Consider the following 20852-nt stretch of genomic DNA (forward strand, 5'->3'; position numbering starts at 1 on the left):
GCGCATGTTCGCCAACCGTGCCCGCACCGCCCTTACCGGGTCGCTCCTGTTCGCGGCCGTCCTGTGGGCGGTCTACCTATTCACGCCAGCCTTCTCGCCGGTCCTCTTTCCGCTGCTGGGAATTCTTCCGCGGCAGATGGAGGGGCTCGACGGCGTGGTCTTCGCCCCGCTGCTGCACGCCGGGGCAGCCCATCTGATCGGCAACACGCTGCCCCTGATCGTCTTTTCGTTCCTCACCCTGCTGGAGGGCGTCCGGCGGTTCGTGTCGGTACTGGCGATTTCCTGGCTGTGCTCCGGCATCGGAGTGTGGCTGTTCGGCAGCGGGCTCACGGTGGGCGTCTCCGGCGTCGTCTTCGGCTTGTTTGCCTACCTGATGGTCCGGGGATTCTATAACCGCGATATTTTCCAGATCCTGGTCAGCGGAGTGCTGTTCCTGATCTACGGATCAATCCTGTGGGGACTTTTCCCCACCACGCTGGGCGTCTCCTGGCAGGCGCACCTGTTCGGGGCGGCAGGCGGGGTGCTGGCCGCCGTCGTACTGCGGCGCGGGCGCCGGACGGCAACACAAAGGCGGGCCCTCCCGTAGGAAAGCCCGCCTCCGGCGGTTCAGCGGAAGAACCTAGCCGACGTACGGCTTGGCGGAGATGATTTCCACGGAGATGCTCTTGCCGTTCGGCGCGGTGTACGTGGTGCTGTCCCCGGCCTTGAGGCCCTGGATGGACGCACCCAGCGGAGACTTCTCGCTGTAGACCACGATGTCGCCGTCGCCTGCAATCTCCCGGCTGCCCAGCAGGAAGGTTTCCACGTCGCCTGCAACGCGGGCTTCCACCAGCATGCCCGGCTCCACGACGCCGTCGTCCGCCGGAGATTCACCAACATGTGCGGTCTCAAGAAGCTGCGTCAGCTGCCGGATCCGGGCCTCAGCCTTGCCCTGTTCCTCTTTGGCTGCGTGGTAGCCGCCGTTTTCCTTGAGGTCGCCCTCGGACCGTGCCTGCTCGATACGGGCAACAATTTCCGTCCGGCCGGGACCGGACAGGTGCTCGAGTTCCGCCTTCAGGCGGTCGTAAGACTCCTGCGTGAGCCAGGCGACAGATGCGCTGTTGGTTGACACGGGTATCTCCTTAGATAAACGTCCGGGCCATCGGATGGTCCGGCATGGCTGAATGCCGCCGGCCGGATCGGCCTGACAAGCAAAGACCCCGCCGGGCGGAGCCGTTCGGCTTTGGGATGTGTACCAAAGACCAGCCGGACACCTGGGCGGGGCATGTCGTGCTAACCATACTAGTTTGCGTGCGGGCTTAACCCAATATGGCGCGCCCAGACGTCACGGCGCCTAGTCCCCGTCCACCACCCAGCAGCTGTAGACGCCGCCGGTGACCGCCGGGGAATCGGTGCGGAGTTCAAGGTGCTGGCTGCTGCTGTCCGGGGCGTCCGGTCCCAGTACCACCGTCTTCCAGCCGACGACGGCGTAACTTTCGTTGAGTGCCTGCACCGCGCAGGCAGCAGTGCTGCCGGCGGACTTGTCGACCTTGAAATCAACAATGACCCGGTCCTCGGCAGGGAAGCTGAAGCCCACGTCCTTGGAGGTTACCGTTCCGGTGGAAGAGGGGACGTTCATCCACGCTGCGGCCCCTACCGCGGCAATGACCGCGGCGGCCGCTGCAATGATGCGGGTGCGCCGGGTGAGGCGCCGCTTTGGGGCGCCGTAGCGATTGGCTAATCTGGACTCGGACGTGGAAACGTCCGGCTGCTGGGGTGCCGACGTCTCGGGCTGACCTTCCGAAGTACTCACAGCCCCATTTTAGCTGGTCGATTTCCACGCCATATTCCGCTTAGCTCAGGAGTTGCCTTGTCTGCCCGTGAAAGCGCCGAAATCCGGCCCACCGCTCCACTGCGCCTGCTCGCAGTACACGCCCACCCCGATGACGAGGCCAGCAAGGGTGCGGCCATGATGGCCTCCTACGCCGCCACGGGCGTCGACGTGATGGTGGCCACCTGCACCGGCGGGGAACGCGGTTCCATCCTGAACCCCGGCGCCGAAGGCGATCCCGCCGGCAAACGGGACCTGGCCGGACTGCGCCGCCGGGAAATGGCTGGCGCGCAGGCCGCCCTGGGTATTCAGCACCGCTGGCTGGGCTTTGCCGATTCCGGGCTGCCCGAAGGCGATCCGCTGCCGGACCTGCCCTTCGGCTGCTTCGCCCTGCAGCCGCTGGAACGTGCCGCCGCGCCGCTGGTGAAGCTGGTCCGGGAGTTCCGGCCGCACGTCATCATCAGCTACGACGAAAACGGCGGCTACCCGCACCCGGACCACATCATGGCGCACAAGGTTGCCGTGGAGGCCTTCACTGCCGCCGGGGACCCCGCACGCTACCCGGGGACCGGAGCGGCGTGGGAGCCGCTGAAGCTCTACTATGACCGTGCCTTCAACCCCGAACGGTTCCGCGCCCTGCACTTTGCCCTCGAGGAAGCGGGCCTGCAGTCCCCGTACGCCGAGCGCATCGCGGCCTGGCAGGAAACCGACACGGAGGGCCACCAGCCGCCGGCTCCCACGCATGCCACCACTACACAGATCGAGTGCGGAGACTTCTTCGAGGTCCGTGACGAGGCACTGCGCAGCCACCGCACCCAGGTGGATCCCGAAGGATTCTTCTTCGCCGTGAGCCCGGAGATGCAGCGCAAGGTCTGGCCCTGGGAGGACTACTCCCTGATCGAGTCCCGCGTGGAAACCGAACTGCCTGAAACTGATCTGTTCGCTGGCATACGATAGACCTCGGGAACGTAGGTTCCGCCGCAGTATTGGCTAAAAGAGAGATATACCGTGAACTTCCTGTACAGCCTGGCTACGGCCGTTACCCCGGCACCCGAGGAGACCCTTGCGCCTGGGGTCGACCCCAGCGATGTCACACCCGGCACGCTCGGGTTCCTCTTCACCCTCTTTATGGTGATCGCGATCATTTTCCTGATCCGCGATATGACCAAGCGCATCCGCCGGGTGCGTTACCGCGAGCAGCTGGTCACCGAGAAGCTGGAACGCGAAGCTGCCGCCGCCCCCGACGCCGCCGGACCCGTGCCCGCCAAGAGCACCCCCAGTGCTCCTGAGGACCGGGACACCACCTGGGACCACCTGAAGTAGCAGGCACACCATGGCTGAAAGACTGAGGAAGCAGGCATCGGCCTACCTCCGCCAGCATGCGGACAACCCGGTTGACTGGTGGCCCTTCGGCGAAGAAGCCTTCGCCGAAGCCCGCCGCCGAAATGTCCCAGTCTTTATTTCCGTGGGCTACGCGGCCTGTCACTGGTGCCATGTGATGGCCCACGAATCCTTCGAGGATGCCGCCACAGCGCAGTACCTGAACGAGTTCTTCGTCTCGGTGAAGGTGGACCGCGAGGAACGCCCGGACGTCGACGCCGTGTATATGGCAGCCACCCAGGCACTCACCGGCCAGGGCGGCTGGCCGATGAGCGTGTTCACCCTCCCTGATGGGCGCACCTTCTACGCCGGCACGTATTTCCCGCCCCGGCAGCTGCAGGGCATGCCGTCCTTCCGGCAGGTGCTGGAGGCGGTTTCCTCCGCCTGGCGGGACCGCCCGGAGGAAGTAGAGGCCAGCGCGGCCCAGATCGCCGCGCACCTGGCCTCGGCCCAGGCCGGCAACCGCCGGCTGGTCGGTACCCTGGAGCTTGCCCCCGGCGGGTCTGGCCCGCTCTCCGGTGAGGTGCTTGCCACAGCGGTGGAGACCGTCGCCGAGCAGGAAGATCCCCGTTTCGGCGGACTCGGAGGTGCTCCGAAGTTCCCGCCGTCGCCCCTGCTGCGGTTCCTCCTCGAGTACGGTTCCACCGGGCGGCCCGCAGCCGGCACCGCTGCCGCCGTCGCCGACCGCACCATGGAAACCATGGCCCGCAGCGGGCTGTACGACCAGCTCGAAGGGGGCTTCGCCCGGTACACGGTGGACCGCGCCTGGGCTGTTCCGCACTTCGAAAAAATGCTTTACGACAACGCCCAGCTGCTGCGCCTCTACGCCCACTGGAGCCGCTCGGCACCCACCGGAGATCAGCGGAACCTGGCACTGCAGGTCAGTACAGATACTGCGGCCTGGCTTGCCAAACGGCTGCGCGTGGACGGGGGAGGGTTCGCCTCCTCGCTCGATGCCGACACCCTCGTGGACGGGCAGCGGCGGGAGGGTGCCACCTATGTGTGGACCTCTGATGAGCTGCGCTCCGTGCTGGCCGGCGCCGGTCCGGATACAGATGCCGTCCTGGCCCTGCTTGACCTTGACACCGGGCGGATGGAGGACGGCGCCTCAACCCTGCACTTTGGGCGCAGCCTCGCGCCGGAGGAGGACCAGCTGTGGCAGCGTTACCGGCCCGACCTGCTGGCGGCCCGGGACCGGCGGCCCCAGCCGGACCGGGATGACAAGGTCGTCGCGGGTTGGAACGGGCTGGCCATAGCGGGCCTGGCCGATGCTGCCGTGGCCCTGGCGGACGCAGGCTCCGTTCAGGCTGCCGGGCTGCTGGACCTGGCGCGGGAGGCCGCGGCCTACCTGCTCCGCGTCCATTACCGGGACGGCATTCTGGCCCGGGTGTCCCACAACGGCAGGGCCTCGGGCATCGAGGGCCTGCTGGAAGATTATGCGGGCACTGCGGAGGGCCTGTTTGCGCTTTTCGCGGCCACGGGCGAGGAAAAGTGGTACCTGGCCGCCGAGGAGCTGGTCCTGGCTGCAGAGCAGCGGTTCATTTCCGAAGGGACCCTCCAGGACACCGCCGTGCGCACTGACCAGCTGGCCGCTGCGCAGGGATCACTTTCCGCCGCCGATCCCATGGACGGCCCCACACCCAGCGGAACCGCCTTGTTTGCCGGGGTGCTGGTCACCTACGCGGCGTATTCGGGTTCCTCCCGGCACCGTGCCCTCGCCGAAGCGCTGCTGTCCCATGTGCAGCTGGTGGCGGCACGTGCGCCCCGGGCCGGCGGCTGGGCCATGTCCGTCCTGACGCAGGCATTGGAAGGTCCGCTGGAACTGGCCGTGACCGGCAGCGATCCCGTCTTGGTGGAGCAGCTGCTGCGGGCCGGCAGGAGCGCGGGCGGGCCCGGCGTCGTCGTCGCCCGCGGACCGGGCACGCAGACGCAGGTTCCGCTGCTGCGTGGCCGGACCGCCCCGGACGGCGGCGCCCTGGCCTACCTGTGCCGGGGCATGGTCTGCAGCCGCCCGGCCGCGGATCCCCAGGAGCTGGTGGAGCAGTTCCGCGGACTGCGTTCCTAGCCGGCCACTGAGCGGACAGCCAGCATGATCGCCGCGTAGTGCGCGGCGAATCCGGCCAGCGTCAGGGCATGGAAGATCTCATGGAAACCGAACCAGTCCACGGACGGATTGGGTTTCTTCATGGCGTACATCACGGCGCCGGCGATGTACGCCACGCCGCCCACGCAGATAAGGATTGCCGCCGTGGGGTTGGTGCCGTAGAAATCCGGAATGTAGAACAGGGAAGCGCAGCCCAGGGCGATATAGACGGGGGTGTAGAGCCAGCGGGGCGCGTTCAGCCAGAGCAGCCGGAAGGCGACCCCGACGAGGGCGCCGGACCAGATGATCCACAGCAGCGTCGAGGCGCTCTCCCGGGGGAGCAGGGACCAGGCAAGCGGGGTATAGGAGCCGGCGATCACCAGCATGATGTTGGTGTGGTCCAGGCGCTTAAGTACCCGTTTGACCTTGGGGGACCAGTTGCCGCGGTGGTAGACGGCGCTGGTGCCGAACAACAGCACACCGGTGAAGGCGTAGATGGCCGAGGCAATCCGGGTGCCGGTGGTCGGGGCCACGGACACGAGGATGATCCCGGCCGCGAGGGCCAGGGGAGTGGCGCCGGCATGCAGCCAGCCACGCAGGCGCGGCTTGACTTCGAGTTCTTCGGCAATGGCTTCAACGGCGTTTTCAAGGGGGCCGGGCGCGGTCCGGGACTCCGGATCATGCTGGGCGGGAACACCTGTTGGGCGGGCGGAAAATGGTGACGAATCCATAACGGAATTCTAACTTACGATCGGGTAACTTAGCGCGAGGCGGGTCGTTGCCCCCGCCGGTCGGCGCACCGGCAAGCCGGGCTAGCGGTAGCCTAGGAGAAGATTTTTCTACTTTGGGCAGAGCCGGAGCCTGCGGAACGTTCAGTTGCGTCTGTCCCGGACCCCAGGCACGTGAGGCAAACAATGAAATTCCCCGGTGTTGTCTACGCCTACTACGAGCGTAAGCTGCGGCGGTCCCTGATTGGAGACCGCATCCCCGAACACATCGGGGTAATGGTGGATGGAAACCGGCGGTGGGCCAAACTCGCCGGTGCGCCCACCAGCGACGGGCACCAGGCCGGAGCGGACAAGATCCTGGAGTTCCTGGGCTGGTGCCAGGAACTCGGTGTGCGGATGGTGACCCTCTACATGCTCTCCACCGACAACCTGAACCGTGACGCGGACGAGCTGGAACCGCTGCTGGACATTATCGGCAACACCCTGGACCGCCTGGGCGAAGAGGGCAACCTGCGGGTCCAGCCGGTGGGGGCCCTGGAGATCCTTCCGTCACGGCTGGCCAAGCAGCTCACTGAGCTCGGCGACAGCACCGGCGACGCCGACGGGCTGCATGTAAACGTGGCCATCGGCTACGGCGGGCGGCGGGAAATTGTCGACGCCGTCAAGGAACTCCTGCGGGACGCTGACGCCGAGGACAAGTCAATCGCGGAAGTAACCGAGGAAATCTCCGACACCAAAATTTCCGAATACCTTTACACCCGCGGCCAGCCGGACCCGGAACTGGTCATCAGGACCTCCGGCGAGCAGCGTCTCTCCGGCTTCCTGATGTGGCAGAGCGCCTACAGCGAGTTCTATTTCTGCGAAGCACTGTGGCCGGATTTCCGGCGGGTGGACTTCCTGCGGGCCCTGCGTGACTACGCCAACAGGCAGCGGCGCTTCGGTTCCTGAACCGCCTTCCCTGTGCGGCCGCCGACGGCCGTGTCCTGCTGCGGAACAGCGGGCCGCGGGCGTACTTTGGTGCTATCGGTCAGCTTAGGTGCCGGCCGAACTGTGTTTCATCCAGCGACCGGGGCCTTGGGGCGCCCCTGACGGGAGTTCCACATGGCAGCTGAACAGCAGGAAAATGCAGCGGAATCCGGGAGGTCCAGCTTTGTGCTGGACACTTCGGTGCTTTTGTCCGATCCCCGGGCGATACTCCGGTTTGCCGAACACGAGGTGATTCTTCCCCTGGTGGTGATTACCGAACTAGAGCGCAAGCGGCAGGATCCCGAGCTGGGCTATTTCGCGCGGAATGCCCTACGCCTGTTGGATGACCTGCGCGTTCAGCACGGCGGCCTCGGAGCGGCCATTCCCCTGGGGGACAACGGCGGCACACTGCGGGTGGAGCTGAACCACATCTCCACGGACGTCCTGCCCGCCGGTATCCGGGGAAGCGACAATGACAGCCGGATCCTGGCCGTCGCCAAGAGCCTGGCCGACGGCGGCCGGAACGTCACCGTGGTGTCCAAGGACCTGCCCATGCGGGTGAAGGCCTCGGCGATGGGGCTGGCCGCGGATGAATACCGCAACGAACTGGTCCGGGATTCGGGCTGGACCGGAGTGGCCGAACTGGACATCTCCGACGCGGACATGGCGCTGCTCTACGACCACCAGGCGCTGTTGATCCCCGAAGCCGCGGAACTTCCCGTCAACACGGGTGCGGTACTGATGGCCGGGCGTGCTTCCGCCCTCGGCCGGGTGGGCGCCGATAAGCGGCTGCGGCTGGTGCGCGGGGACCGGGACGTCTTTGGGCTGCACGGACGCTCGGCCGAACAGCGGCTGGCCATCGACCTGCTGATGGACCGCGAGGTGGGGATAGTCTCGCTGGGCGGACGGGCCGGTACCGGAAAGTCCGCGCTGGCACTGTGTGCCGGGCTGGAAGCGGTACTCGAACGCCGGGAACACCGCAAGGTCATGGTGTTCCGGCCGCTTTACGCCGTGGGCGGGCAGGAACTCGGCTACCTCCCCGGCACCGAGGCCGAAAAAATGGGGCCCTGGGGGCAGGCGGTCTTCGACACCCTGGAGGCGCTCGTCTCACCGGAGGTGGTGGAAGAGGTCCTGGACCGCGGCATGCTCGAGGTGCTGCCCCTGACTCACATCAGGGGGCGCTCCCTCCACGACGCGTTCGTGATCGTGGACGAGGCGCAGTCGCTGGAGAAAAACGTCCTGCTCACCGTCCTGTCCCGGATTGGACAGAATTCCAAGGTGGTCCTGACCCACGACGTCGCCCAACGCGACAACCTGCGGGTGGGCCGGCACGACGGCGTTGCTGCCGTGGTCGAGACGCTCAAGGGCCATCCGTTGTTCGGGCACGTGACGCTGACCCGCTCCGAGCGTTCGCCCATCGCGGCACTCGTGACGGAACTCCTGGAGGAAGGACAGATCGGCTAGCTTGTCCACAGCACCTGGCCGGTGTTCCGCGGAGGACTCCCGGGGTCGGTACGGTGGGCCCCATGGTGGAGATCCTGGCGGGTTACTACGGTGCGGGTGCGGCCGGAACGGCGGGTGCTTCCGTCGCCGCGGTCCTGCTGGGTGCGGCCCTTGCCTGGTTCGCGGCTGTGGGCCTCCGGCTGGCCGTGATCGATATCCGCACCCGGCGGCTGCCCAACGGGCTGGTCCTGCCCTCCTACCCGGTTGCGGGGGTGCTGCTGGCCGGTGCCGCGCTCGCCGCCGGGGAACCGGACCGGATTGCCGCCATGCTGCTGGGTGCGGCAGGGCTGTGGGCCGGGTTCTTCGCGCTGAGGCTGGCGAATCCTGCGGGCCTGGGCTTCGGGGACGTGAAGCTTGCCGGACTGCTGGGCCTCTATCTGGGTTTTCTCGGCGCCGGCCACGTCCTGGCCGGGATGGTGGCGGCGTTTGTTTTCGGCGGCATCGGCGGGGTGGTGCTGATCCTCACCGGCCGCGGCACGGCGTCGTCGACGGTGGCCTTTGGCCCGTTCCTGCTCCTGGGATCCGCCGTGGCCATGATGGTCCCTGCCCTACAGTAGGAGGATGCCTACCCCAGATTTTGTCCTGTCCCTGCGCGAACGGATAGGGCACGATCCGCTCTGGCTGCCCGGCGTCACGGCCGTGGTGTTTAACGCCGCGGAGCAGGTCCTGCTGGGCCGGCGGGCGGATAACGGACGGTGGGCGCTGATCACCGGCATGCTCGAACCCGGGGAAGAAGCCGGGCCGGGTGCCCTGCGTGAAGTGGAAGAAGAAACCGGCGTCCACGCGGAGCTTGAACACCTCATCCATGTGGGCGCCCACGGTCCGGTGACCTTTCCGAACGGCGACGTGTGCTCCTTCCTGAACCTCGCCTTCAGCTGCCGGTATCTCTCCGGTTCCGCGCGGGTGAACGACGACGAATCCACCAAGGTGGGCTGGTACGCCCTGGATGACCTGCCGCCGCTGAGCGACCGGCACCGCATGCTGATTGACCTGGCCCGCACGGCGACCGGTGTTCCCGTCTTCGAGCGCTGAGCCACTGACAACCCAAACAGGAAAGGGCCGCCCCGCAGCAGCGGGACGGCCCTTTCGCCGGTTAATGCAAAACGAATCCGTTACTTCTCCCGGTAGGGGTTCTCCGGAGCCTGCAGCGGAGCCTCTGGAGCTTCCGCACGGCCGCCTTCCGCAGGAGTGCCTGACGGGGAGGTAGCCTCCCGGCCGGTCCCCTTCAGCGCGGCGAGACGTTCTGCTTCCAGCCGGTCCGCCTCGGGGCCGCCCACTGCTTCGCCCCGGGCCACCATGCCGGCCACATCGGACAGCGGGATTTCCTTCAGGAAGAACGCAAGGACCAATGCGATGACGAGGAACGGGATCAGGTACCAGAAGACCGGGGCAAGCGAATCGGCGTAGGCCGTGACGATGCCCTCCCGCAGCGGCTCGGGCAGGGTGTCGAGCACCGACGGCTGCAGGGTGGCAGTCGCCTCGCCTGCCGCACCGGCGTCGAGCCCGGCCCCTGCGAAGGTCGCCTCCAGGTTGTCCGAGAGCCGGGACGTGAACATCGCACCGAAGATGGCGACACCCAGGGAAGCGCCAACCTCACGGAAGTAGTTGTTGCTGGAGGTGGCCGTGCCGATCTGGTCCACGGGCACCGAGTTCTGCACCACGAGCACCACCACCTGCATGATGTAGCCCAGGCCGGCGCCGAACACGAACAGCTGTGCGCAGATGACCCAGACCGGAGTGTCGGCGGAGAGGGTGGTCATCCACAGCATGGCGAGTATCACCAGCGCGGCACCCATAATCGGGTACTTCTTGTAGGTCCCGTGCTTGGTGATGGCGAGGCCGGAGTAGATCGAGGTGCCCATCATGCCGACCATCATCGGCAGCATCAGCAGGCCGGAGACGGCTGCGGAGGTACCGGTGGACATCTGCAGGAAGGTGGGGACGAATGCCAATGCGGCGAACATCCCCATGCCCAGGGTGAACCCGATGGCCGTGCTGTTGACGAAGATCGGATTCCGGAACAGGCTCAGCGGAATGATCGGATCCTCGACGCGGCGCTCGATCATCACGAAGATGAGGGCCGCCGCAAGCATTCCCGCACCGAATGCGAGCGTCATCGGGTCGGTCCAGCCGTAGTCGTCGCGTCCGCCGAAGTCGGTGAAGAAGATCAGGCAGGTGGTGGCGATGGACAGGAACACCACGCCGCCGATATCGATTCGCTTCTGTGCCTTCTTGGTCGGCAGGGTCAGGGTGAAGAAGGCAATGAGGAAGGCGATGATGCCGATGGGGATGTTGATGTAGAACGCCCACTGCCAGGTCATGTGGTCCACGAAGAAACCGCCCAGCAGGGGGCCGGCCACGGCGGACAGACCGAAGATGCCGCCCAGCGGGCCGAGGTATTTGCCGCGCTGGTTGGCCGGCACAATGTCGGCGATGATGGCCTGCGAGAGGATCATCAGGCCGCCGCCGCCCAGGCCCTGGATGGCGCGGAAGACCACGAATGCCCAGAAGTCGGTGGCGAAGGCGCAGCCCACGGATGCCGCCGTGAAGAGGGCAATCGCGAACAGGAACAGGTTGCGGCGCCCCAGCACATCGCCGAATTTGCCGTAGATGGGCATCACGATGGTGGTTGCGAGCAGGTAGGCGGTGGTGATCCAGGTCTGGTGCTCGACGCCGCCGAGTTCCCCGACGATGGTGGGCATCGCCGTCGAGACAATGGTCTGGTCGAGGCTCGAAAGCAGCATTCCGGCGATCAGGGCGGAAAAGATGATCCAGATGCGTTTCTGGGTCAGCAGAAGCGGCCCGGAAACAGGTTCAGCGGTGGTGGTCATTCGGTGTCCTTGGCGGTATCGACAGAGCCGGTAGTGGCAGGGGAAGTGGATGCTGGGCGGGGATCCGCCGGTTCGATGGGGAGCAGTGACGCAGGCGAAAACACTTCGATCGCGGCATTGACCTCAGTGACGAGCGTGCGGCGGTAGGAATCGGTATTTGCCGGATCGAAGAAGCGGAGTCCAGCGCGCTGGACCATGGCTCCGAAGACTGTGACTACGGCCCGGACCCGCGCATCATCGACAGGGAGGGATTCGCGGGTGGCCACGATCCGGGCAAAGGTTTCCTCTGCCTCCTGCGAGCCGTGCATGGCCTTGTGGATGAGCCGGGGCTCGGCGCCGACGGCTTTCTTCAACTGGGCCATCTCCGTTCGCGACATGGCCATGCGTTCAGTCATGCCGACGGCCAGATCCACGAAGTCCGCAACCAGGGTGGGGGAGAGCCCGTTCCCAGCGGCCCCGGGACCACCGGCTATGAAGCGCTGGACCAGGTCCTCGGGAAGATCGTCAGCCGGTGAACCCAGGATGGCGTCTTCCTTCGCGGGAAAGTAATTGAAGAACGTGCGGCGGGAAATGCCGACCCGCTCGCACAGTTGTTCAACGGTGAAACCGTTGACGCCGTGGGCCGCGGTCAGGGTCCGGGCATGGGCCGTAATCGCCGCCCGTGTCGCGGTGCGCTTGCGTTCCCGCAGGCCGCATTCGTCCCCTGGTGCACTGTTTATCACGGAGCAAAGTTTTGCACTCTGGTACATCAGAGTGCAAATTGTGCCCGGGGATGTGTCGGGCGCGCCGGACGCACGGGGCAGAGCAAAGGAGCGCCCGGATGTCCGGACGCTCCTTTGGCTGAAATGAACCGCCCCGGCTGTGGCTGATACCCGCCGGGGCCGGGGTACTAGGCCTGCGGCGGCTTCGTCATCGACAGGACGTCCAGTGCCTTGTCCAGCTGCTCCACGGTCAGCTCACCGCGTTCCAGATAGCCGAGATCCTCGACGGCCTGGCGGATGGTTTTGCCTTCCTTGACCGAGTACTTGGCGATCTTCGCCGCGTTTTCGTAGCCGATGAACTTGTTCAGCGGAGTCACGATGGACGGGGAGGCTTCGGCCAGGTAGCGGGCGCGCTCCACATTGGCCTCGATGCCGTCGATCATCTTGTCCGCCATCACGACGGAGGAATTGGCCAGGAGGCGGATGGACTCCAGCAGGTTCGCGGCGATCACCGGGATACCCACGTTGAGTTCGAAGTAGCCGAAGGTTCCGGCCCAGGCCACGGCGGCGTCGTTACCCACCACCTGGGCGGCAACCTGGAGGACGGCCTCGGAGATGACGGGGTTGACCTTGCCCGGCATGATCGAGGAGCCCGGCTGCAGATCGGGGATGGCAATCTCGCCCAGGCCCGTGTTGGGGCCGGAGCCCATCCAACGCAGGTCATTGGCGATCTTGGAGAAGGAGACGGCGATGGTGCGGAGCATGCCGGAAACCTCGACCAGCGCATCGCGGTTGGCCTGGGCCTCGAAGTGGTCGCGGGCCTCGGTCAGCGGCAGCCCGGTGTCGGCCGCCAGCAGCTCGATCACGCGCTGCGGGAAGCCTGCAGGGGTGTTGATGCCGGTGCCGACGGCGGTGCCGCCCAGCGGAACCTCTGCCACGCGGGGGAGCGAGGCGTTGACCCGCTCGATGCCGTAGCGGACCTGGGCAGCGTAGCCGCCGAATTCCTGGCCGAGCGTGACCGGGGTGGCATCCATCAGATGGGTACGGCCGGACTTGACGACGTCCTTGAACTCCTCGGCCTTGCGCTCCAGGGACCCGGCAAGGTGTTCCAGGGCGGGGATCAGCTTGTTGATCAGTGCGGACGTGGCTGCAACGTGAACCGACGTCGGAAAGACATCATTGGAGGACTGCGAAGCGTTGACGTGGTCGTTGGGGTGGACAGTTGTCTCGCTGCCGGCGTCCTTCAGTGCCCGGGTGGCCAGCTCGGCCAGGACCTCGTTGGTGTTCATATTCGAGGAGGTGCCGGAACCGGTCTGGAAAATATCGATCGGGAACTGGTCGTTGTACGTGCCGCCGGCCACGGCATCGGCCGCTTTTTCAATGGCCCGGGCGCGCTCTTCGTCGAGCACCCCCAGTTCGGCGTTGGCGGTCGCTGCGGCCTTCTTGATCCGGGCGAGCGCTTCGATGTGCGAGGGTTCCAGCGTGGTGCCGGAAATGGGGAAGTTCTCGACCGCGCGCTGTGTCTGGGCGCGGTAGAGTGCGGAGGCCGGAACGCGGACCTCACCCATGGTGTCGTGTTCGATGCGGTATTCGGGGGTGTCGGAAGTCATGCTCCCCAGCCTAATCTCCGAACGCGCCGCAGTGATAACCGCTACTTGGGCAGTGTCGTACGCAGGACGGCGGGGTGTTCCAGGGCGCCGAAACCGGAGACGAGTTCGGCGCTGCCTTCCGCCAGCCGGTAGGACAGCCCAATCACGGCAACCCGTCCCTCGTCGACGGCGGCCGCGATGAGCCTGGAGCTGTCCACCAGACGTTCGGCGGTCTGCTTCGTATGCTCCACCACCATGTCATTGACCTCGTGCAGGTCCTTGCGCTGTGCCGCGAGCACGGAAGGGGTGATCCGTTCGACCAGGGAGCGGACATACCCGCTGGGCATCTCGCCGGTGTCGACGGTTTCCTTCGCGGCAGTGACGGCGCCGCAGTTGTCATGTCCCAGCACCGCAATCAGGGGTACACCCAGTGTGTCCACGCTGTATTCCAGCGAACCAAGGACGGCATCGTCGATCACCTGGCCCGCGGTGCGGACGACGAATGCGTCGCCGAGGCCGAGGTCAAAAATGATCTCAGCGGCAAGACGGGAATCCGAGCAGCCGAAGATGACGGCGAACGGGTTCTGTCCTTCCACCAGGGAGCTGCGCCGCGGCGCGTCCTGATTGGGGTGGCTCGCTGTGCCGGCAACGAAGCGTTCGTTGCCTTTACGCAGCCGATGCCAGGCCTGGGCGGGAGTGATGGTCGTTTCAGTCTCTGTTTCCACGCTACCGAGGTTACTCCTGTGGTGCGGCCGGATGCGGGCGGAAGGTCAGTTGCCGCGCAGGTCCTGGACCGCGTGTTCGGCCAGGACATCGAATTCAGCCAGATCGGCGGAGCCGGACAGCAGGAGGGTCTGCCCCTCGATCTCGGTGACCAGCGTTGCCTCGCCGTTGGAGGAATCACGCAGCTCCCACGTCACTCCGCCGGACTGGCGTTCCCCGGAGACGGTCGAGTCACCGGTGTGCTGGAAGATCCAGGTGGGATTCGCGGCGTTGGTCTGCGTCAGTGAGATGAATTCCGTCTCCGGGGTGAGATATCCCACCTCCCAGTTCGGGACGCCGTCATTGGTCCCCGCGTTCCAGCGGGCGTAGTTCGCGGTCCAGCCGTCCGGCAGCTCCAGGGCCAGCGGGACGTATCCGGCATCACCGGCGGCCTGGTTGGCGGCCGCAGCGACATCGACGTCGCGCGCCTGCATCTTGGGGGCTGGGTTGAGCAGCACCGGCACCAGGCACAGTGCCAGTGTGAGGCCAGTGGCGATCAGCATGCCCATCACCGTGGCATTGGCCCGCTTTGCCTGCTTGGCGGTCAATACCGGCGTTACGGCGTCATCGGTCTGCTGGGGGTCGGGGTGCGTTTCGCTCACCCCTCCATAATCTCTTATGCGGGCGCGATGTCCTACTCGGTACAGCCACTGTCAGTGAAATCCCCGCGCAGGGTGGTGACGGGAGGCACTCAGACTATGATCGGACAAAAGGACATCCGCTCCCTGGCGGGTGTCCGTTTACATCGAAATTTCGAAGATGAGGTTTGACGTGTCCAAAGGTGCCCAGTACTCCACACTTTCCCCCGCATTGGCAGTCGGGGATTCCGAGCCGGACCGGAACCTGGCCCTTGAGCTCGTCCGGGTCACCGAGGCAGCAGCCATCGCCGGCGGCCACTGGGTGGGCTTCGGCGACAAGAACGCCGCCGACGGCGCCGCCGTGGACGCGATGCGTTCACTCATTTCCACTGTCCACTTCAACGGCGTCGTCGTCATCGGCGAAGGCGAAAAAGACGAAGCGCCGATGCTCTACAACGGCGAACACGTGGGTGACGGCACCGGAGCACTGTGCGACGTCGCCGTGGACCCGATCGACGGAACCCGCCTGACCGCGCTCGGCATCAACAATGCCCTCGCCGTTCTTGCGGTGGCGGAGCGCGGCACGATGTTTGACCCCTCGGCCGTGTTCTACATGGAGAAGCTGGTCACAGGTCCCGAAGCCGCCGACATGGTGGACCTCCGCCTGCCGGTGAAGCAGAACCTGCACCTGATCGCCAAGGCCAAGGGCAAGAAGATCAACCAGCTCAACGTGATGGTCCTGGAACGCGACCGCCACAAGCCCCTCGTCCAGGAAATCCGCGATGCCGGCGCACGCACCCGGATGCTGATGGACGGCGACGTCGCCGGCGGCATCGCGGCGGCACGTGAAGGCACCGACGTCGATGCGTTGATGGGCATCGGTGGAACCCCGGAGGGCATCATTACCGCCTGTGCCGTCAAGACACTCGGCGGCGTCATCCAGGGCCGCTTGTGGCCGACGTCGGACGACGAGAAGCAGAAGGCGATCGACGCCGGCCACGACCTGGACCGCGTGATGTCCACCAATGACCTGGTCTGGAGCGACAACTGCTACTTCGCCGCCACGGGCATCACCGACGGCGACCTGCTGCGCGGCGTGCGTTACAAGAAGGACCGTGTGCTGACCCAGTCGATCGTGATGCGCTCCAAGTCCGGCACCATCCGCGTGGTGGACGGCGAACACCAGGCGCACAAGTGGGAGTCCTACGCCCGCTCGATGTAAGGGGCAGCGGCTCTCCAGGAAAACCCAGTAAGGGAAACAGGCGGCCGGATATCCGGCCGCCTGTTTCCCTGTCACGCGCCTTTTTCGGGTGCGGCGGGGGAGCCAAGTAGGCTGGAAGGCATGACTCTGCGCGTTACCCCCTGCTCCGATGCCGCCTCCTGGAACGAAACCGTTAACCGCTTCCGCGGACATCCGCAGCAGTTGTGGGGCTGGGGCCAGACCAAAGCCCAGCACGGGTGGAGCGTTGACCGTGTGCTGGTGAGTGACGACTCAGGCACCGTCCTCGGCTCCGCACAGGTCCTGCTGCGGGCCCTGCCCTTCCCGTTCCGTGCCCTGGCCTACATTCCCCGCGGACCCCAGGGGGAACCCGGGCGTGAACTGGACGTCCTGGACGCCGTAGGCAGCTATGTAAAGAGCACGCATTCCGCGGTGGCCCTGTCCATCGAACCGGACTGGGACGCTGACGGGAAGCTCGTGGCGGGACTGCCCGGACTCGGCTTCCGCCGCAGCGAGAACACCATCCTCATCGGCCGGACGCTGATCCTGGACCTGCAGCGCAGCCTCGAGGACCTTTCCGGCGACATGAGCAAAAAACACCGCCAGTACATCCGGAAGTCCGGACGCGAAGACCTGACCTACCGGCGCGTGACGCGCGCGGAAATCGCCAAGTGCCTGGCGGTGTACAAGCTCACCGCCCAGCGGGCGGACTTCGGCATCCACGAAGACGCCTATTACCTGGATATCTTCGACAACCTGGGTGAGGATTCACCCGTCTACGCAGCCTTCAAGGGCGAGGACGTGGTCGCCTTCCTCTGGCTTTCCACGAGCGGCTACACCGCATTCGAGCTCTACGGGGGAATGACGGAGGAAGGCGAACGGCTGCGGGCCAACTACGCCCTGAAGTGGCACGCCATCTCCGACATGAAGGAGCGTGGAATCACCCGGTATGACTTCAACGGCCTGCTCAATGACGGGGTCTCGAAGTTCAAGATGGGCTGGGCGAAACACGAAGACCAACTGGCCGGCACCTGGGACAAGCCCCTGTCGCCGCTGTACCCGGTCTTTTCCACCGCACTGCCCGTGGCCAAGACGGGGATGCGGAAGGCCCGCGGGGTGCTTACCGCCGTGAAGAGCCGGCTCGGCCGGTAGGGCCTAGGCCCCCAAATCCAGTCGGGGAGCATCCGGCTCCCGGTCCGGCGCCGTTCCGACGGTCACCGCAAAGGCGAGGGCGCCGTCGTCGTGCTGGGCGGAGTCGGCGGCGAGACGCGCCGTGACCGGGGCCTCGGCCGCCGGAACGAAGGCGCTCTGCCCGGCCTCCAGCGTGAGGCTGCCGGTGGGGGAAGCCAGGACGATGGTGCCCCGCACAGCGATAACAACGGCTGGCCCGTTCTGCAGCACCGGCAGTTCGGTGGGGAGGGAATCCCCGGCACTGCCCGCGGGTCCCTGTGCCAGTTCGAGGCGCTGGAGCGCGAACTCCTCGAACGGCGGCCGGAACACCTGCTGTCCGGGACCGGTGGTGTCGGCGGACAGGTAGGGGACGCCCAGGGGGCGGAAATCGACGGTCTTCAGCAGTTCGGGCACGTCGACGTGCTTGGGTGTCAGACCGCCGCGCAGGACATTGTCGGACGCTGCCATGACTTCCACGCCCAGGCCGCTGAGATACGCGTGGACGTTCCCGGCCGGCAGGTATACGGCGTCGCCGGGCTGCAGCGAGACGCGGTTGAGCAGCAGGGAGAGCAGGACGCCGGGATCGCCCGGGTAGTAACCGTTCAACTCGGCTAGGGTGGCCATTTCCCGCCCGTACGTGCCCCTGGCGGACTCCGCCGCAGCTGCGCTCAACTCGACGGCCGCGCGCACGGCTTCCCCGTCGTTGATCAGTGCGCGGAACACGGACTGCAGTCTTTCGGGTGCGGGATGGCCGGAGGACAGCTCCGCCACGATCCATTCCAGCAGCTCGGGCACGTCCCGGCCGGAAGCGGAAACGGCAGCAGTGAGGGCGCGGAAAAGCCCCGCAGCCTCGTCCGGGCTGCGGAATCCGCAGAGCGCTTCGAACGGCGTCAACGCGAAGATCATCTCCGGCTTATGGTGCTCGTCCTTGTAATTGCGGTCGCGGGCGCCGCGGTCAATGCCGGCCTCCTCCTCGGCGGCATAACCGGCGCGGGCCTGCTCGGGCGTGGGATGGACCTGCAGCGACAGGGGAGCGCCGGCCGCCAGGATCTTCGCCAGGAACGGCAGCTCCGGGCCGAAGCGGGCCACGGCATCGGCACCGAGCATCCGCTCGGGGTCGGTGGCAATCAACTCATCGAGCGTGTCGCTGCCCGCTACGGGGGGTACCAGCACCGAAGGCGCCCCGGAGTGCGCGCCGATCCACAGCTCGGCCTCGGGTTCGCCTGAGGGTTCGCGGCCGAATAGCTCGGCCATCGCCGTGGTCGATCCCCAGGCGTAGGGGCGAAGGGTGTTCCGGAGCAGGTACACGGGCCTCTTTTCGGTTGCTGGGCGGACGGCGTGCGGGGAAGCAGAGCGGCGGAGGTCCGGGTCTATCCCGGGCTGCACTCACCGTTGTTGTTCAGGATCGAGCCGAGGGTGACATCGTCGCCGATTTCCGCCAGATACTGCAGGTATTCCACCGTGATTTCCGCTTCCTCCTCCTGCGGCACCTCGGTCAGCGGGGTTCCGTCGGCAGCTTCGCCGTCAGTACCGGCATCCGGCGCGGCTTCCGCAGGGGCCGCTTCTTCCGGGGCGGCTTCTTCGGCCGGGGCCGGTGCGGGATCGGGTTCAACAGGCGACGATTCGGTGCCGGCCAGGAAATCCTGCACCCGGGCGTGGATCAGGTTGAAGTCCGGATACGTCACGAAGTTTTCCGCTGCTGAGCCGAAGTCCGGAGGACCGATGGTCATCCGCTGCATCGTGAGGCCCTTTGCCTTGAGGGCCAGGTCCACGAAGCTGCCCAGCTGGTCCTGGGGCAGATCCGTTTCCACAATCTCTTCACCTGCTGTGGCGATGGCCTGGAAGCGGGTGAGGAGGGTGGCCGGGTCCATTTGGGCAATCATGGCCTGCTGGACGCACTGCTGCCGGGAGATCCGGTGGTAATCGGTCACGAACTCGCGCGACCGCGCATACCAAAGGGCGTGGTAGCCGTCGAGTGTCTGGACGCCCGGGGGAATCCAGCCGTCCGGGGGATAGTGCCGGTTGGTGCCGGGAATCTCACCGGCAGTGATGGGCACCCAGCCGCCGGAATTGATCTTGATTCCGCCCATGGCGTCAATCAGGTGCGAGAAACCTTCCATGTCCACAATCACGTAGCCCTGCACCTCGAGGCCGAGGGTGCCGCTCACGGCGTCCATCATGGCTTCGGCACCGGGATCGTCGGAACCGGGGTAGAGATCCGCGTAGTTCTCCGTGACGGTCTGGTAGAGGCTGTTGATGATGCACTCGTCACCGCAGTCGTAGCCGGTGGGGTACACATCGTTGAGCGGGGAATCGGCGGGGAACTGGGCGTTCTGGAAGTTGCGGGGGATGCTGAAGGTCACCGGCTGGCCGGTCTTGGCATCCACGCTGATCATCGAAATGCTGTCCGGACGCAGGCCTGTCCGGTCCTCGCCGGCGTCGCCGCCCATCAGGAGGAAGTTGTAGCGGCCGTCCACGGGATCAAGCGAAGGTCCGGAGGCGAAGATCGAGCCGAAGGTCTGGCGGCTGACGTTGAGCAGGTAGGCCCCGTAGGCGAGGCTGCCGCTGGTTGCGATCATCAGCAGTGCCAGACAGATGGAGACGAGGGGGCGTACGCCGCGCTCCAGCAGCGGAGGTCGGATGATGCGCAGGGTGTTCAGGAACAGCAGGGCCCATGCGACGGCTAGGACGGCCAAGATAATCATGACCAGGAACGAGGCCCACCCATGGGTAAGGATATCGATGACCAGGGCGCGGTTTGTCAGGGCGAGCACCACTGCCGCGATGGCGACGGCCCAGGCTGTGAAGGTGACTTTGAGGGCGCGCCGGCCGAGCCGCCGGTCGCCGGCGACCACCTGTGCAGCTCCCGGAATCACCAAGGTCAGCAGCAGGAGGATAAAGGCACGTTTTGTCCGCACGCCCGGGGCGGCGGCCTGGGGGTAGCGCACGGGATCGGTGTAGCCGCTCCCTGCGTTGTATTGCTGGTTCATTGCTGTCCTAGTCCGTTCCGGCCAGGGCGGTGCGCAGGGCAGCGCCCTTCGCCATGGCGGACTGGCGCAGTCCCCCGGCAAAATCGATGAGCTGCTGCTGCAGGCGGGCTGCCAGGGGATCGGTACCTGCGGCCAGCATCCGCACCGCCAGCAGTCCGGCGTTCCGGGCACCGCCAATGGAGACCGCAGCAACCGGCACGCCGGCAGGCATCTGGACGATGGACAGCAGGGAATCCATGCCGTCCAGGTACTTCAGCGGCACGGGAACACCGATGACGGGAAGCGGAGTCACGGAGGCAAGCATGCCGGGCAGATGGGCCGCACCGCCGGCTCCGGCAATGATGACCCGCAGGCCGCGCCGGTGGGCATTCTGTCCGTACTCCAGCATGTCCGCCGGCATCCGGTGGGCGGAGACGACGTCGGCTTCGTAGGGAATGTCGAATTCGGCCAGCGCGGCAGCTGCGGCGTCCATGACCGGCCAATCGGAGTCCGAACCCATAACGAGGCCTACCAGCGGTGTGGTAGCACGGTGGGGCATGCTT

At 66.2% G+C, this 20852-nt stretch carries 21 protein-coding genes; 10 read left to right on the forward strand and 11 right to left on the reverse strand.

Annotation, left to right across the window (positions count from 1 at the left end):
- Positions 1–4: 4 nt before the first annotated feature.
- Positions 5–586, forward strand: coding sequence for a rhomboid family intramembrane serine protease (locus QNO10_RS03860; RefSeq protein ID WP_229949626.1), 582 nt, complete (start codon positions 5–7; stop codon positions 584–586).
- Between the two features lie 33 nt (positions 587–619).
- Here the strand turns inward: QNO10_RS03860 and greA are convergent, their stop codons facing one another.
- Together greA and QNO10_RS03870 are read right to left on the reverse strand one after the other, a co-directional pair.
- Positions 620–1111, reverse strand: a complete 492-nt coding sequence (greA, locus tag QNO10_RS03865) for a transcription elongation factor GreA (protein WP_229949628.1) — start codon at positions 1109–1111, stop codon at positions 620–622.
- Between the two features lie 222 nt (positions 1112–1333).
- Entirely contained in the window at positions 1334–1792 is a 459-nt protein-coding gene (locus QNO10_RS03870; RefSeq protein WP_229949630.1) for a DUF4307 domain-containing protein, read from the reverse strand.
- A gap of 57 nt (positions 1793–1849) precedes the next feature.
- Between QNO10_RS03870 and mca the strand changes: the two genes are divergently transcribed.
- From mca to QNO10_RS03885, 3 genes are read left to right on the forward strand one after another with little or no spacing between them, the layout of a single operon-like run.
- Positions 1850–2767, forward strand: a complete 918-nt coding sequence (gene mca / locus QNO10_RS03875) for a mycothiol conjugate amidase Mca (protein WP_231707585.1) — start codon at positions 1850–1852, stop codon at positions 2765–2767.
- A gap of 51 nt (positions 2768–2818) precedes the next feature.
- On the forward strand, positions 2819–3133 hold the full coding sequence (locus tag QNO10_RS03880) for a hypothetical protein (protein WP_229949632.1): 315 nt from the start codon (positions 2819–2821) through the stop codon (positions 3131–3133).
- Between the two features lie 10 nt (positions 3134–3143).
- A complete protein-coding gene (locus QNO10_RS03885; protein WP_229949634.1) occupies positions 3144–5255 on the forward strand; it encodes a thioredoxin domain-containing protein in 2112 nt (703 codons plus the stop codon).
- On the opposite strand, the gene trhA is transcribed toward QNO10_RS03885, so the two are convergent.
- Positions 5252–5902, reverse strand: coding sequence for a PAQR family membrane homeostasis protein TrhA (gene trhA / locus QNO10_RS03890; RefSeq protein ID WP_229949796.1), 651 nt, complete (start codon positions 5900–5902; stop codon positions 5252–5254). The genes QNO10_RS03885 and trhA overlap by 4 nt on opposite strands.
- A 285-nt stretch (positions 5903–6187) precedes the next feature.
- Between trhA and QNO10_RS03895 the strand changes: the two genes are divergently transcribed.
- The 4 genes from QNO10_RS03895 to QNO10_RS03910 all read left to right on the forward strand — a co-directional run bounded on the left by QNO10_RS03895 (position 6188) and on the right by QNO10_RS03910 (position 9502).
- Positions 6188–6949: an isoprenyl transferase gene (locus tag QNO10_RS03895; RefSeq protein ID WP_229949636.1), complete on the forward strand. Its 762-nt coding sequence runs from the start codon at positions 6188–6190 to the stop codon at positions 6947–6949.
- 153 nt (positions 6950–7102) lie between these two features.
- On the forward strand, positions 7103–8431 hold the full coding sequence (gene phoH2, locus QNO10_RS03900) for an RNA 5'-3' helicase PhoH2 (RefSeq protein ID WP_229949638.1): 1329 nt from the start codon (positions 7103–7105) through the stop codon (positions 8429–8431).
- 62 nt (positions 8432–8493) lie between these two features.
- Positions 8494–9027, forward strand: coding sequence for a prepilin peptidase (locus tag QNO10_RS03905; protein WP_229949640.1), 534 nt, complete (start codon positions 8494–8496; stop codon positions 9025–9027).
- Positions 9028–9031: 4 nt separating this feature from the next.
- Positions 9032–9502, forward strand: coding sequence for an NUDIX hydrolase (locus QNO10_RS03910; RefSeq protein WP_229949642.1), 471 nt, complete (start codon positions 9032–9034; stop codon positions 9500–9502).
- Between the two features lie 80 nt (positions 9503–9582).
- On the opposite strand, the gene QNO10_RS03915 is transcribed toward QNO10_RS03910, so the two are convergent.
- From QNO10_RS03915 to QNO10_RS03935, 5 genes are all read right to left on the reverse strand, one after another.
- Positions 9583–11301, reverse strand: coding sequence for an MDR family MFS transporter (locus QNO10_RS03915; protein ID WP_229949644.1), 1719 nt, complete (start codon positions 11299–11301; stop codon positions 9583–9585).
- Positions 11298–12023, reverse strand: a complete 726-nt coding sequence (locus tag QNO10_RS03920) for a TetR/AcrR family transcriptional regulator (protein ID WP_229949646.1) — start codon at positions 12021–12023, stop codon at positions 11298–11300. The genes QNO10_RS03915 and QNO10_RS03920 overlap by 4 nt, the downstream gene beginning before the upstream one ends.
- 167 nt (positions 12024–12190) lie before the next feature.
- Positions 12191–13612, reverse strand: a complete 1422-nt coding sequence (locus tag QNO10_RS03925; RefSeq protein ID WP_229949648.1) for a class II fumarate hydratase — start codon at positions 13610–13612, stop codon at positions 12191–12193.
- A gap of 41 nt (positions 13613–13653) precedes the next feature.
- Entirely contained in the window at positions 13654–14316 is a 663-nt protein-coding gene (locus QNO10_RS03930) for a carbonic anhydrase (RefSeq protein WP_229949650.1), read from the reverse strand.
- 45 nt (positions 14317–14361) lie between these two features.
- Complete coding sequence (locus tag QNO10_RS03935) at positions 14362–14955, reverse strand: DUF4245 domain-containing protein (protein ID WP_229949652.1); 594 nt, start codon at positions 14953–14955, stop codon at positions 14362–14364.
- A 157-nt stretch (positions 14956–15112) separates the two neighbouring features.
- Here QNO10_RS03935 and glpX point away from each other — a divergent pair, with 157 nt between their 5' ends.
- On the forward strand, positions 15113–16153 hold the full coding sequence (gene glpX, locus QNO10_RS03940; protein ID WP_229949654.1) for a class II fructose-bisphosphatase: 1041 nt from the start codon (positions 15113–15115) through the stop codon (positions 16151–16153).
- A 120-nt stretch (positions 16154–16273) separates the two neighbouring features.
- Positions 16274–17302 carry a lipid II:glycine glycyltransferase FemX gene (locus QNO10_RS03945; protein ID WP_229949656.1) on the forward strand — a complete coding sequence of 343 codons (1029 nt, stop codon included), beginning with the start codon at positions 16274–16276 and terminating at the stop codon, positions 17300–17302.
- Between the two features lie 3 nt (positions 17303–17305).
- Here QNO10_RS03945 and manA read toward each other — a convergent pair whose 3' ends face one another.
- The 3 genes from manA to purE all read right to left on the reverse strand — a co-directional run bounded on the left by manA (position 17306) and on the right by purE (position 20848).
- Positions 17306–18628 carry a mannose-6-phosphate isomerase, class I gene (manA, locus tag QNO10_RS03950; RefSeq protein ID WP_229949658.1) on the reverse strand — a complete coding sequence of 441 codons (1323 nt, stop codon included), beginning with the start codon at positions 18626–18628 and terminating at the stop codon, positions 17306–17308.
- Between the two features lie 62 nt (positions 18629–18690).
- Entirely contained in the window at positions 18691–20310 is a 1620-nt protein-coding gene (locus QNO10_RS03955; RefSeq protein ID WP_229949660.1) for an LCP family protein, read from the reverse strand.
- A gap of 7 nt (positions 20311–20317) precedes the next feature.
- Positions 20318–20848 carry a 5-(carboxyamino)imidazole ribonucleotide mutase gene (purE, locus tag QNO10_RS03960; RefSeq protein WP_229949662.1) on the reverse strand — a complete coding sequence of 177 codons (531 nt, stop codon included), beginning with the start codon at positions 20846–20848 and terminating at the stop codon, positions 20318–20320.
- Between the last annotated feature and the right edge of the window lie 4 nt (positions 20849–20852).

The organism is Arthrobacter sp. zg-Y919 (genome assembly GCF_030142045.1).
GTDB lineage: Bacteria > Actinomycetota > Actinomycetes > Actinomycetales > Micrococcaceae > Arthrobacter_B.